This is a genomic window from Accumulibacter sp. (assembly GCF_023806625.1).
Taxonomy (GTDB): Bacteria; Pseudomonadota; Gammaproteobacteria; order Burkholderiales; family Rhodocyclaceae; genus Accumulibacter.
Window position 1 is genome coordinate 96,564 of record NZ_JAMTDX010000043.1, and the last position, 14,007, is coordinate 110,570.

Consider the following 14,007-nt stretch of genomic DNA (forward strand, 5'->3'; position numbering starts at 1 on the left):
ACGTCGCGTGAACTCTGGCGGATTTCACGAATCGTCACCGCTGCGCTGCCGATCGGCAACCAGTATGGTCCGCGCCGCTAGGCAAGTCAAACCGGGGCACCGAGCCACGCCCCTTTGCCGGCCGGGTCGACTCCAGATCGACGCTGAGCGTTGCCCCTGGTGCGGTCAGCGAGACCTCCGCCGCGGCAGAGGGTCCGACTCGCCCGCGACCGGCCGGAGATCCCCTGGCCACCGCCGGTGTGCTGTCTGGCGAATGCGCTTGCTGGCCTTTGCGCGGAATCCGGTCGCCCTTACCTGCATCCCGGCACCGCGAATTCGCGGATGCCTCCTCCCCGACCGATCAAGGCATTGGCGAGACGGCACCCTACACTTCGAGTGGATCGACCTCGACATGCCAGCGCAGGGTCGCCGGCACCTTCAGTGCGTCGAGTCGACGCAGCCAGAGCGGGAGAAAACGCTGCAGCGCCGGACGCGAAGGCGAATCGAGCAGGAGCTGTGCGCGCTCCCGGTTCGCCCGACGCGACAGGCGCATCGGTACCGGGTCGTAGAGGGTCACCCGGTCGTCGTCGTCGGCCAGGGCAAGCGCCCGCGCAGTGGCCAGAAAGGCGAGCGCGTCAGCCATGCCCACTGCTTCGGCACGGAGCATGGCCTGATGCACATAAGGAGGAAACCCGGCGCGTCGGCGCTCGGCAAGCTCGGCGGCGGCAAAGCCGGCATAATCGTGCCTGGCCACCGCCGCATAGAGCGGATGATCGGGAAACTGTGTCTGGAGCAGAACCTCGCCTGGAAGGTCGGCGCGACCGGCTCGCCCGGCGACCTGCATCAACTGGGCAAAAAGACGTTCGGGACCCCGCCAGTCGGCGGCAAACAGCGCGGCGTCGGGAGCGATCGCGCCGACCAGCGTGAGCTTCGGAAAGTCATGGCCCTTGGCGAGCATCTGGGTCCCGACGAGGATATCGGCGCCGCCCCGGTGGATGGTTTCCAGCAGGGCTGCCCACTGCCGCCGGGTACTCGCCGAATCGCGGTCGACGCGCAGGATCCGCGCTTCCGGAAAGCTTTCACGCAGGGTGGCCTCGATCCGTTGCGTTCCCCGGCCGAAGGCGCTGATGTCCTGATTGCCGCAATCCGGGCACGACTTCGGGACGGCGGTCACGTAGCCGCAATGATGGCAGCGCAGGCGACGATCGACGACATGCAGGACGAGGTTGGCGGCGCAGCGATGGCAGCGCGAGGTCCATCCGCACGGCGCGCAGAGCAGTACCGGCGCGTATCCCCGGCGGTTGAGAAAGATGAGGCTTTGTTCGCTATGTGCCAGGCGTTGCTCGATCGCCCCGAGCAGTGCGGACGAGAGGCCGTTTCGCGGCTTGTCCTGACGCGTGTCGACGACTCGCACCCGAGGCAGCGACGCCCGCGCGTTGGCCCTCTGGTGCAACGAGAGCAGCCGGTAACGGCCATGCCCCTCGCTGGCCGTGGCATTGGCCCAGCTTTCGAGAGACGGAGTCGCCGAGCCCAGGACGATCGGCAGGTTTCCGTCGCGAGCCCGGTACACGGCGAGATCGCGCGCCGAGTAGCGGACACCATCCTGCTGCTTGAACGACGTGTCGTGCTCTTCATCGACGATGATCAACCCGAGTTCGGGCAAGGGAGTGAACACGGCCAGGCGGGTGCCGAGAACGATCCGTGCCTGGCCGCTCAGCGCTGCACACCAGTTGCGAGTCCTTTCGGCCTCGCCGAGCCCGCTGTGCAGGCAGACCAGCCCGCCGTCCGGAAAGCGCGCGGCAACACGGGATTCGAGCTGCGGAGTCAGATTGATCTCGGGGACGAGCAGTAGCGTCTGCCGCCCGGTTTCCAGAACCCGTTCGATGAGCCGCAGGTAGACCTCGGTCTTGCCGCTGCCGGTGACTCCGTGCAGCAGATAGGCGTGGAACCCAGCGCCGCTCCCGCTTACCTCGAGGATCGCGGCAGCCTGCTCTCCGGTCAGCTCGACTTGCGTGTCGGGTGCGCAAAGCACGGGACGCCGAGCCCTGCGTGGCGAGATCGTCCGGGCGATCTGCGGCGAGCGCAGTCCGGCCGGCAGCACCGAGAGCATGACCCTCCCGGGAGCCACCTGATAATAGCTGGCGCAGAACCGGGTCAGGCGAAACCAGTCTCCAGGCAACGGCCGCACATCCCGGAAAACAGCCAGCAGCGGCTTGAGTTGGGCAAGCGGCAACTCGCTGGTCGCTGGCAGGTCGACGAGGATGCCGACCTTGCGGTGCTGGCCGAACGGGACCAGAACACGAAGTCCGAGGTCTGCTGACGTAAGCGCCTCGGAGGCGACAGCCAGATAGTCGAAGAACAGCGGCCGCGGCACATCGAGCGCAACGCGGGCGATTCTCGCAGGATCAACGGTCTCAGCCATCGGCGCAGTCGGCACCCCAAAGCCTTCGACTTAGCCTGCAAAGTTCGCAGAAGTTCTGACTATGCGCGATAAGACCCTCAGTTATCTGGCTTTCTCCACTGTTCACCGAATCTGTGGATAACTCTGTGGATCAAGTCCCGTAGAAGTGCCTGAAGCGCCCGTCCGGCAAGGGTTCCGGAGCAGTCGCCCGAAAAATGGGCAAATCAAAAATTGAGCTAAATCCGTCATTTAGAAATTACGAGCTGATTCAAAAGGCTTTTTTCCCGGAGCGCCGGAAAACGACCACGCTTCTGTGAATAAGTCAACCCGGCGCGGGCACCTGATGATCGTCTCGGGGAGTGGCGCAGCCATGGGCGTGGACGGCCTCGACGAGCGCTGCCACGCTCTCGGGTGGAGTGAATTGTGAAATGCCGTGCCCCAGATTGAAGACATGCCCCGTGTTGTCCGAACCGTAGCTATCGAGGACCCTTGTCGCCTCGGCCGCGATGCGCTCAGGTGAGGCGAAGAGTATGGCCGGATCGAGATTGCCCTGCAGCGCGACCCGATGACCGACGCGTCGCCGCGCCTCGCCGAGGTCGATCGTCCAGTCGACGGCCAGTGCGTCGCAGCCGATGGCCGCCATCGATTCCAGCCATAGGCCGCCACCCTTCGTGAACACGATCGATGGTACGCGCTCGCCGTCCCTGTGGCGCAGCAGTCCGGCAACGATTCGCGCCATGTACGGTAGTGAGAACTCCTGGTAGGCCGCAGCCGATAGCGACCCGCCCCATGAGTCGAAAATCATCACCGCCTGTGCTCCGGCTTCGATCTGGGCGTTGAGGTACGCGCCGACGGCATCGGCAGTCACCGAGAGGATCCGATGCAGCAGATCGGGACGATCGTAGAGCATGCGCTTGATATGGCGATAGTCGCTGCTTGCCGCGCCTTCGACCATGTAGCAGGCCAGCGTATACGGACTCCCGGCAAAGCCGATCAGCGGCACCGAGTTGTTCAGCGCCCGCCGAATCTCGGCCACTGCGTCGATCACGTAGCGCAGGTGGTCCCAGGGGTCGGGAGCCGCCAGGTCGCGAATCGCCCACTCTTCGCGCAGCGGACGCTCGAAACGCGGACCCTCTCCATCGCTGAAGTACAGACCCAGCCCCATTGCGTCGGGAACGGTCAGGATGTCCGAAAAAAGGATCGCGGCATCGAGATCGAATCGGGCCAGTGGCTGCAAGGCGACTTCGCAGGCCAGCGCAGGACTCTTGCACAGCTGCAGGAAGCTCCCCGCTCGTCGCCTCGTCTCGCAGTACTCCGGCAGATAGCGACCTGCCTGGCGCATCAGCCAGATCGGAGTATGCCGGGTTGGCTGGCGAAGCAGCGCGCGCAGAACGCTGTCGTTACTCGGGCGGGTCACCGGCGACCCCCGGCAAGCTTTCTCTGGGGCGTCAGACCGCCGCTGACCGGGCTGCCCTGCGCGCCGACGTGCGGCGCTGCCCGCGTGGCGCGGGGCGTCGTCGGGCCCACTTCATCCGTCGATCGACGGAGGGCTGTGGACGGCTCCTGTCTGGCAGGTCGCTCTCGCTGCACGAGCATCGGATTCCTCAAAAAAACGTTCTGTAGGTCGTTGTTTTCATGCCGCACACCTGCCGCCACTGGTGGCGGTTGGCTTGCTCTCAAGAAAACGTTCTGCAGGTGCTCGTCTTCTTGCCGAACACCTGCCGCCACTGGTGGCGGTCGGGTTGCTCAAAAGAAATGGAAACCTACGGCAAACAGCCTTTCAACCTGCTTGACGACCCTCTTGTCGAGACAGAAGACGACCGCGTGGTCACCGGATTCGATCACCACGTCGCGGTGTGCGATCAGCACGCGACCCTTCTGCTTCTGTCTCGCCTGGCCGAGCGAACCGGCCTCGTTGTTCCTGTCGAGATCGCGGACGATCGCCGCCATGAACGCGCCCGGTATCTGGGGCAGCTCGCCGATCTTGCGGCCGACGACCTTCGACGTCCTGGAGTCCCCATGGGCGACGATTTCGAGTGCCTCGGCAGCGCCCCTGCGCAGACTATGCACCTGTGCCACGTCGCCGCGCCGGACATAGGTCAGCAGAGTGCCGATCGATATCTGCGCCGGAGAGATCGCGATGTCGATCGGCCCACCCTGGACGAGTTCGGCGTACGCCCGGCGGTTGATCAGCGCGACGACCCGACTGCAACCCATGCGCTTGGCCAGCGACGCTCCCATGATGTTGTCTTCGTCGTCGTTGGTCAGCGCAAGGAAGAGATCCATTTCGTCGATCGCTTCCTGTTGCAGCAATTCCTCGTCAGTCGCGTCACCGTTGAGCACCAGAACCGACTTCAGCGTCGTCGCGACGAACTCGGCACGCCGTCGGTCGATCTCGATCACCTTGACCTGGCACTTGCTCTGCAGCGCCTGGGCGACACGAAGGCCGATGTTCCCGCCACCGGCAACCATCACCCTCCTGACCGGGTCCACCGACCGGCGGAGCTCGCGAAGGACAGGTCTGATGTGTTCTTCCGCAGCGAGCAGAAAGACTTCGTCCCCCTCCTCGATGACCGTTTCGCCGGTCGGCGTGATCGCTCCGTCCCGGCGGTAGATCGCCGCGATCCGCGCGTCCGTCTCCGGTGGCAGGTGCCCGCGCATCTCCTGGATCGGCCTGCCGACGAGCAGTCCGCCCGCGTAGGCACGGACGCCGACGAGAACCAGGCGCCCACCGCCAAAACCGAGGACCTGCAGGGCTTCCGGAAAATCGATCAGACGGGTAAGGTAATCGGTGATCACCTGCTCCGGGCACAGTGCGTAGTCGACGGCAAAGTTTTCCACTGCCAGCAACCTGGCGTTGTCGAGGAAATCGTGTGCGCGCAGCCGGGCGATCCTCGCGGGGACGTTGAACACGCTGTGCGCAACCTTGCAGGCAACCAGGTTGGTCTGGTCGCTTTGGGTCACGGCAATCAGCAGGTCGGCGTCATCGAGACCGGCACTGGCCAGTACCGACGGGTGAGCGGCGTTGCCATTGACGGTCTGCAGGTCCAGGCGATCCTGGAGATGGGCCAGACGATCCTGGTCGCTGTCGACCATCGTGATATCGTTGTTTTCCGCAGCCAGGCTCTCGGCAACACTGGCTCCCACCTGACCAGCCCCCAGGATGACAATGCGCACTTCTCGATATCTCCCTCGAAGACACGGGAAATGAAGTTCAGAATCTCTGGGCAGCTCTGCCGACCGGCCGATCGGTGACCGTGCTCAGTCCTTCACCTTGCATCCGCTCATCCGGTCTCACCCACCGAGCCAATCTTCAGTCCCTGGCCCGCGCAGTACGGCGTCGCCTGCTCGGGACGACATCTTCACACCCTCTCAGTCGCGCTCCTCGCCACGCCGCCCGACAGTCAGTCCCAGCTGCCGCAGCTTGCGATAGAGGTGAGTGCGTTCAAGGCCGGTTTTCTCAGCCAGACGCGTCATACTACCGCGTTCGCCATTGAGATGGTACTCGAAGTACATCCTCTCGAATGCCTCGCGTGCCTCGCGCAGCGGCTGATCGAAGAACATCGCCGGCAACGGTTGAGCGCCCAGCGGCTCCGCGTCACTTTCGAGAATCAGCGCCACGTCCTCCACGCTGATTTCCTCGTCGAGCGCCGAAAGCGCCAGGTTCCTGACCGTGGTGAGCAGTTCTGACCATTCGCCGTTCCAGCGATGCAGGCGCAGCGCATTCTGCGCGCCGCTGGAAAAGCGACGCAGGGGAACATCACCTCGCTCGGCCAGGTGGGCGAGCAACAGCGAGGCGATCTCCGGAACATCATCGGCGTGTCCCGAGATCTGCGGCAGAGTCACCCACACTTCGCCAAGCCGACCAACCAGGGCCGAATCCCAGCCTGTCTCGATCAGCCCGCCCATCGTCCGGCTCGACGCGGCGACGAGTTGCAGGTTGTAGCGATCGAGACGATCGAGGGCGAAGACGAGATTCATCTGCTGCAACTTGCCGAGTTGCGCGAGGTCGGCGACGAAGACGATGCCGCCGCTGGCATTCTGCAGCATGTCCTGGGTCAGCGCCGTCGTCGATGCCGACAGGTCGAGCCACGGCGTGCGATGGGTCTGGAGTGTACGCGCGCAGATCTCGGCGATGCTCCCGGACGCGCTCTTGAGCAACAGGACGGACGTCTTCGCCGCGGCCTGCTCGAGACGCTTCTTGAGATCCTTGAGCAGCGGCGAGCGCGAGAAGGCATCCAGAGTCAGGGGCCTCTTCTGGAGGACGGTCTCGTGCTTCAGGGCCTTCTTCACCGTCGCCAGCAGCTTCTGCAGCGCGATCGGCTTTTCGAGGAAATCGCTGGCCCCGATGCGCGTCGCCTCGACCGCCGAATCGATCGTCCCGTGCCCGGACATCATCACCACCGGCATGGTCAGCAGCCCCGCTGCCGACCACTCCTTGAGCAACGAGATGCCGTCGGTGTCGGGCATCCAGATGTCCAGCAGAACCAGATCAGGGCGCTTGTCGATGCGCAGCCGGCGGGCTTCGGCCGCGTTCTCGGCCAGCCAGACGGTATGGCCTTCGTCGGCAAGGATCTCCGAGAGCAGCTCGCGAATCCCCATTTCGTCATCAACGATCAATACTTGCGCCATGCTTACTTCTCCGCAGGAACCCTGGCTGACCGACGAACGGCGGGTGGCGACGAAACCAGCGGCAGCAAGATGGTGACCTCGGCGCCATTCGGTTGACGATTATGAATGCTGATCCGCGCGTGGTGTTCATCGACGATCTTCTTGACTATGGCCAGACCGAGGCCGGTACCACGAGCCTTGCTCGTGACATAGGGTTCAAAGACGCGGGCGATGATTTCCGGAGGAAAGCCCGGGCCGTTGTCGGTGACCGCCATTTCGGCCAGGTCGTTCGCGCGGCGGCGGGTGCTGATCAGGATCCGCGGAGCCTCGGTCGCTTCCTGGGCGTCTTCCGCGTTACGCAGCAGATTGTGGATGATCTGGCGCAGCTGGTTGGCATCGCCGGCGACCGGCGGCAGCTTGGCGGCCAGCTTGAGCTGGATGTCCGCCCGCGAAGTTTCGTACAGACCGAGAACTTCGACGATCAGGGCATTGAGATCGACCGGTGCCAGGTCCGGAGCAGGCAGGCGCGCGTAGTCGCTGAAATCGTTGACCATTCGCTTCATCGCCTGGACCTGGGTGATGATCGTCTGGGTCGAGCGTTCGAGCATTTCGGCGTCCGGGCCGGACAGGCGACCGGCGAGTTTCATCTGCAGGCGCTCGGCCGAGAGCTGGATCGGCGTCAGCGGGTTCTTGATCTCGTGCGCCAGGCGCCGAGCCACTTCGCCCCACGCCGCGCTGCGCTGTGCGGCAACGAGTCGTGTCACGTCATCGAAGACAACTACGTAGCCACCGTGCGAACCGGCGGGCAGCCGCGTTCCACGGAGCAACAGGATTTGCGGCAAGCCCCCCTGCTGATCGAGCTCGATCTGCTCCTGCCATTCGCCGTTCTCGTGCTCTTCGAACTCGCGGGAGATCGCCAGCCCGAGCGCCTGCTGCCGCGGCCAGCGGCCGCTGGGCTCGCCGATCAGGCCGGAAAAGTCGTCGTCGAGGATCGCTTCGGCACCCTGGTTGACCGTCCGCAGCACCAACCGTTGATCGAAGACCAGAACACCGGCCGACAGGTTGGCGAGAATCGACTCGAGGTAGGCACGCGCAGCCTCGAGCTCGGCCCGGTGGCGTTCGTTCTCGCGACGCGCATCGGCGAGCTGGCTGGTCATCTGCTTGAAGGAGCGGGTCAACACACCGAGTTCATCCTGACTGTAGACCGCCTGGCGTGGTGTGTAGTCACCCGCTGCGACAGCCTGCGTGCCCTCAGCGAGGATCGACAGCGGAGCCGAGAGCCGGCGGGCCAGCACGAAGGCCGCCGCGATCGCCGTGAACAGCGCCAGCAGGACGGTCAGGGTCAGGGTCATCGCGTAGATCCGCGTCAGGCCATCGCGGCCAAGCGAGAGTTCCTGGTAATCCGAATAGACCGCCTGCACGCTGTCGGCATTCGCCGCCAGGCTCGTCGGAACCGGGTCGATCAGCTGAAGGATGCGGATCTCGGTGGCCAATCCCGGCGGGGTGACGGCAACCAGGACGCGAAGGCTCAGCTCCTTGTCGCCGGTGGAGTCGATGACCGCGTAGCGGCGGTCGCTGCGCGCACGGCGCAATTGCTCCGCCGTGGGCTGTGCCGGCAGCAGTGTGGCCAGTTCGCCGGTGGCCGTGGCGAGCAGATCCCCGCTGGTCGTGAACAGGGCCGCCGACTGCACGCCGTTCTGTTCGCGCAGGCGATTCAGATCGAGCCGCCGTTGCGTCTCCGAGTGGTCGGCGAGCTCGATGGCCATGATCTGCGCCTTTGCCGCCAGATCTTCGAGCAGCGAATCCAGGGCGCTGCGACCGAGGTTCAGACCGGCCTCGAGAGCCTTCTCGACGCGCACGTCGAACCACGAGTCGATGCTCTTGGTGACGAACTGGACAGACACCGCATAGATCAGCACTCCAGGGAAGACGGCCATCAGTCCGAACATCAGCATCAGCCGCAACTTCAGCCGGGAGCCGAAAATCTGCGCCCGGTGTTCGCGCCAGAGAGCCTGCAACTGCCAGCCGATCAGGACGAGCAGCGCCAGCGCGACTCCCGCATTGAGGCCGAGCAGCCAGGGGTAGTGCCGGGCGAACAGTGCCGTGTTGGCGCTCGCCGAGGCGAGGAGGAAGAGGAGAATTCCGCCGAACGAGGCGGCGACGACGAGCAGCGCTTTCATCTTGCCTCAACCGGCCCGGCGACTGGTGAACCGCTGGAATTGCCTGGTCCTGGCGCGCTGTCTGCCCCGATGACGGCCCACCTGACCCACTCGGAGGACAGGCTCCAGTCGCGATTGGCCAGCGCATTGACCTGGAAGGTTTTTGGCATCTGGCTCAGATCGAGGCGCATGCGTACGGCAGCCTGGTAGCTTTGATCGGGCCTTAGCTGGTTCTTGTCGATCACTTGCCAGTTGCGCACCCGGGACATGATGCGCAGCGCGTCGTCGAGCGAGGTGAAGCTCTGATGCAACGCCCCGCTGTAGAGCCGATACTGCCGCGTCAGCGCATGATACGAAAGCTGAAAGGTCTGGCTACGGCTGACGACCTGCTCGTCAAGCCAGTACCAGCGCGAACGCGTCAGTTCGAACTCGACGACGAAGTACAGTGCGATGCCTCTGGCGATGGCTTCGTCGAGGCGCGCGTTGAGATTGACCGTGAAATCCGCGGCCAGAGTGTAGCCGTCCTCACTTGGTGAGAGCACCGCATTGCGCGCGACGATATCGTTCCCCTGGCTGGCTGGCGAGGCGACGAGCATCAGGACCAGGCAGCAGAGCCTAAACAGCCTTGTGCAGCAGCGCATAGAAGAATCCGTCATGTTCGGCTCCGGGCAGGAGGCGTTCCTCGAAACCGCGTATCACGTCATGCTGACGGACGACGAAGGCGTCGATCTGGGCATCGTTCTCCTCGGGAAAGAGCGAACAGGTCGCGTAGAGCAGGCGCCCGCCAGGCCTGAGGATCGGCCAGAGCCGATCGAGGATGCCGGCCTGCTGCCGGGCGAAGCGACGGATGTCGCTCTCACGGCGCAGATACTTGACGTCCGGGAAGCGACGAACGACCCCGGATGCGGAGCATGGCACGTCAGCGAGAATTACGTCGAAGGGTCGCCGATCCCACCATCGTTCCGGCGTGCGGCAGTCGTCGACGACGACTGCCGCGCTCAGGCCGAGGCGATCGAGGTTGTTGCGAACGAGCGCAGCGCGTGCGGGGTCGATGTCAACAGCCAGCAGCTCGATATCGGCGACCTCGAGGAGATGCGCAGTCTTGCCTCCCGGTGCTGCGCAGCAGTCGAGAACCCTCTCGCCAGCGCAGGGAGCGAGGATTGCCGCGGCGCGCTGCGCACCCGCGTCCTGAACGGACACGTCACCGTCGGCGAAGCCCGGAAGGAGAGCCACCGGAACGGGCGTGGCGAGCAACAGCGCATCCGGTCCGACCTGCCGGGCCGGGTAGCCGGCCGCCTGCAGACGTTCGAGGTAGGCAGCGAGCACGACGCGACGGCGATTGATGCGCAGGGTCATCGGTGGCCGGGAGTTACCCGCAGCGACGATCTCCTGCCATCGTTCGGGATAGGCCCTCCGCAGACGCGCCAGCCACCATCGTGGATGCTGGCTGCGCACAACCTCATCGCCGTCCAGCGCGGCGGTCAGCGCGTTTCGCTGCCGGACAAAGTTGCGCAACACGGCGTTGGCCAAACCCCTGAAGGCGCCGGCCAGAGCAGCGACCGCCTCGACGGCCTGGTCGACGACCACATACGCCGTCGCGGGCTCGGTGTCCAGCCGGTAGAGCGCTGCCCGCAGCAGTGCTTCGACCTGCCGGTCGGGCAACGGCCTGTGCAGCAGTCTCTGGAGGAAGTACTCGCTTCGGCCGTACGCCCGCAAGCTCCCGTAAGCGATCTCCCGCGCTTCGGCCCGACAGGCCTCGGGTGTGTCCCCCAGCACGCTGATCGCCTCGCTCAGACTCTCGCCGCCATCCACCCGGGCGAGGATCTCTGCTGCGACGAGCAGCGCGAAAGCCAGGGAATCGGCCGGCAACGCCATCGGGAAGCGTGGGTTCCGGAAGGTCTGTCCGGTGCGAGCTGCCGGCTTGCGCCGATGAGCCGCCCGCGGCGACGACGAAGTCTGAGCAGATGGAGACAAGGCCTGGGAAGGGTGCGATCAACCGACCGGTCAGTGTAGCACGATGACCGCCGCTGACCGACGAGCGGGACGGTGATCGAGGTCACATGGATGGCGCCTTTCCCCGATAATACTCTGGTGACTCCCTACTCACTCAAGCCTTACGCTTGGCTGTCGATCGCCGCCGCACTGACGACGGTGGCGCTCAAGAGCGTCGCCTGGCTGATCACGGGGTCGGTCGGCCTGCTCTCGGATGCTCTGGAGTCGCTCGTCAACCTCGCCGGGGCGGTGATGGCTCTGGGCATGCTCTCGGTCGCTGAACGGCCAGCCGACGAGGGTCACGCCTTCGGACACGGCAAGGCCGAGTACTTCTCGAGCGCTTTCGAGGGACTGCTGATCGTCCTCGCCGCCGCCGGGATCGCCGTCACGGCGATCGAACGACTGGTTCACCCGCGTGAACTCGAGCAGATCGGCGGCGGCCTGCTGGTTTCGTCTCTCGCCTCGCTGATCAACCTCGCCGTCGGGCGCATCCTGCTGCTCGCCGGGCGACGACATCGGTCGATCACTCTCGAAGCCGACGCGCACCACCTGCTCACCGACGTGTGGACCTCGGGGGGCGTCATTCTCGGCATCGCCGGCGTTGCCCTCACCGGATGGCTGTGGCTCGACCCCGTGCTCGCGTTGCTCGTCGCGATGAACATCCTGTGGACGGCGTGGCATCTTCTGCAGCGTTCGGCCTCGGGGCTGATGGACGGCAGCCTGCCACGCGAGCAGCACGCGATGCTCGTCGCCATACTCGAGCGCCATCGCGCGGCGGGGATTGAGTATCACGCCCTGCGCACCCGGGAATCGGGAGCCAGACGCTTTGTCACCGTCCATGTGCTGGTTCCCGGGAACTGGACCATCGACCGGGGCCACCAGCTCGTCGAGCAAATCGAGCGGGAGATCCGCGAGGCCCTGCCGCGCACGTCGGTGTTCACCCACCTCGAGCCGCTCGAAGATCCGGCGTCGCTGGAGGACATCGGACTTGACCGCTAGCCCACGCGGCCTCGCCCGCAGCCTCGTCGTCGCCTGGCTGGCCGTTCTGCTTGCTGCCGCTCAGCCAGCGCTGGCCTGGAACGCGGCGGGGCACCGGATCGTTGCACTGATTGCCTGGATCCAGCTCGACGAGACGACGCGCGCTTCGCTCAGCGCGCTGCTCCGCGAGCATCCGGATTTCGAGCACTGGCTGGCCAGCGGCAACGATCCCGACGAGGACCGTCGCGCGTTCGTCGAGGCGTCGACCTGGGCAGACGACATCCGCAAGGACTCGCGCTTTTACACCACGGGCCTCGACCAACCCACGGCCACCCAGCCCGGGTTCCCGGACATGGAGCGGCGTGCCAACTGGCATTACGTCGATCCCCCGCTGGCCGACGCAAGTCACCGCGTTCCAGGGGCGGGCCAGCTCGATCGCCAGCTGCCGGAGCTGATCGCGATTCTCGGCAATCGCCGTGCGGATAGAGCGCTCCGCGCGTACTCACTGCCCTGGCTGATCCATCTGGTTGCTGATGCCCACCAGCCACTGCATACGGCGAGCCGCCTGACGCCTGGGGGCGAGAGCGACAGCGGCGGCAACGCGATGATGATCCACAACCCGTTCAGCACCCGGCAACCGTCGACCAGCTTGCACCGCTACTGGGACGATCTGCCGGGTCCGCCGTGGCTACGTGATCGCCAGATCGAGAGCACGGTGACCGCGCTGCTCTCCCGCCACCCACAGCCGCCGACACCCGCGGGTCCGGCACAGTGGATCGCCGAGAGCCGGCAGATCGCCGGCCAGTTTGCCTATCCTGACGAGGAACTCGGGGCAGCTGTAGCGACGATCAGCCGGGAATTCCACGAACGCTCCGTGGCGATCGCCAATCGTCGCGTGACCGAAGCCGGATATCGCCTCGCCGAGCTGCTCAAGGCGCTGGTCGGCGACTTGCCTTCTTCCTCCGGACGGCCTGCCCGCTCGCGGCCGAGCACCGAGGTTTCACGTGAAACAGCAGCAGACGGAGCCCGGGCTAACGCCGGCCCATCGCCCGCAGCCGGGCAACGCGCTCGGCGGTCGGCGGATGCGTACTGAACAGAGCGTCGATCCCGCCCCCCGACAGGGGGTTCATGATCATCATCTGCGCCGTCTCGGGGTGCGCTTCGGCCGAGGCCATCGGGATCCCCCTCGCGTACGCGTCGATCTTCGTCAGCGCATCGGCGAGAGCACCCGGGTCGCCGCAGATCTCGGCCCCGCCACGATCGGCCTCGAACTCGCGTGCCCGCGATAGGGCCATCTGGATCAGCGAGGCCGCCAGAGGAGCCAGGAACATCACCAGCAGACCGGCGACCGGATTGCTCGGCCGTCCTTCACTGTCCCGGCCACCGAAGAAGACGGCGAAGTTGGCGAGCGCCGAAATTGCTCCGGCCATCGTCGCCGCGATCGTCGAGATGAGGATGTCGCGATGCTGCACGTGCGCCAGTTCGTGCGCCATCACCCCGCGTATCTCGCGAGCCGACAGCAACTGCAGAATCCCGGTCGTTGCGGCGACTGCCGCGTTCTCGGGGTTACGGCCGGTGGCGAAGGCGTTCGGCTGCGCCTCGTCGATCAGATAGACACGCGGCATCGGCAGCCCCGCCCGCTGGGCGAGCTCGCGCACCATCTGGTAGAACTGCGGCGCGGATTGCTCGTCGACCTGCTGAGCGTTATACATCCGCAGGACCATCCGGTCGGAAAACCAGTAGGCGAAGACGTTCATCCCGGCACCGATCAGCAGCGCCAGCAGCATTCCCGACCGGCCACCGATCATCGCGCCGAGGACTCCGAACAGCGCCACGATCGCGGCCATCAGCAACGAGGTTTTCAGCCAGTTTCCGAGCATTTCGCGA

Annotated in this window: 10 protein-coding genes; 2 read left to right on the forward strand and 8 right to left on the reverse strand. The window is 65.4% G+C overall.

Annotation, left to right across the window (positions count from 1 at the left end):
- Positions 1–364 precede the first annotated feature (364 nt).
- The 7 genes from NFW05_RS08035 to rsmB all read right to left on the reverse strand — a co-directional run bounded on the left by NFW05_RS08035 (position 365) and on the right by rsmB (position 11,025).
- Positions 365–2,401, reverse strand: a complete 2,037-nt coding sequence (locus NFW05_RS08035) for a primosomal protein N' (protein ID WP_295304725.1) — start codon at positions 2,399–2,401, stop codon at positions 365–367.
- Positions 2,402–2,702: 301 nt separating this feature from the next.
- Complete coding sequence (gene hemE, locus NFW05_RS08040) at positions 2,703–3,797, reverse strand: uroporphyrinogen decarboxylase (RefSeq protein WP_295304728.1); 1,095 nt, start codon at positions 3,795–3,797, stop codon at positions 2,703–2,705.
- Positions 3,798–4,126: 329 nt separating this feature from the next.
- Positions 4,127–5,557, reverse strand: a complete 1,431-nt coding sequence (gene trkA, locus NFW05_RS08045) for a Trk system potassium transporter TrkA (protein ID WP_295304731.1) — start codon at positions 5,555–5,557, stop codon at positions 4,127–4,129.
- 195 nt (positions 5,558–5,752) lie between these two features.
- Positions 5,753–7,012 (reverse strand): response regulator, encoded by a 1,260-nt coding sequence (locus tag NFW05_RS08050; RefSeq protein WP_295304733.1) that lies wholly within the window; start codon positions 7,010–7,012, stop codon positions 5,753–5,755.
- Positions 7,013–7,014: 2 nt separating this feature from the next.
- A complete protein-coding gene (locus tag NFW05_RS08055; RefSeq protein WP_295304737.1) occupies positions 7,015–9,171 on the reverse strand; it encodes an ATP-binding protein in 2,157 nt (718 codons plus the stop codon).
- Complete coding sequence (locus NFW05_RS08060; RefSeq protein ID WP_295304740.1) at positions 9,168–9,806, reverse strand: DUF4390 domain-containing protein; 639 nt, start codon at positions 9,804–9,806, stop codon at positions 9,168–9,170. The genes NFW05_RS08055 and NFW05_RS08060 overlap by 4 nt, the downstream gene beginning before the upstream one ends.
- The gene (gene rsmB / locus NFW05_RS08065) at positions 9,766–11,025 is read right to left on the reverse strand and encodes a 16S rRNA (cytosine(967)-C(5))-methyltransferase RsmB (protein WP_295304743.1); all 1,260 of its coding nucleotides are present in this window, start codon (positions 11,023–11,025) and stop codon (positions 9,766–9,768) included. The genes NFW05_RS08060 and rsmB overlap by 41 nt, the downstream gene beginning before the upstream one ends.
- Positions 11,026–11,214: 189 nt before the next feature.
- Here rsmB and NFW05_RS08070 point away from each other — a divergent pair, with 189 nt between their 5' ends.
- Entirely contained in the window at positions 11,215–12,141 is a 927-nt protein-coding gene (locus tag NFW05_RS08070; protein ID WP_295304846.1) for a cation diffusion facilitator family transporter, read from the forward strand.
- Positions 12,131–13,213, forward strand: a complete 1,083-nt coding sequence (locus NFW05_RS08075) for a S1/P1 nuclease (protein ID WP_295304746.1) — start codon at positions 12,131–12,133, stop codon at positions 13,211–13,213. The genes NFW05_RS08070 and NFW05_RS08075 overlap by 11 nt, the downstream gene beginning before the upstream one ends.
- On the opposite strand, the gene htpX is transcribed toward NFW05_RS08075, so the two are convergent.
- Positions 13,152–14,000 (reverse strand): zinc metalloprotease HtpX, encoded by an 849-nt coding sequence (gene htpX / locus NFW05_RS08080; RefSeq protein ID WP_295304749.1) that lies wholly within the window; start codon positions 13,998–14,000, stop codon positions 13,152–13,154. The two genes, NFW05_RS08075 and htpX, sit on opposite strands and share 62 nt — an antisense overlap.
- Positions 14,001–14,007 lie beyond the last annotated feature (7 nt).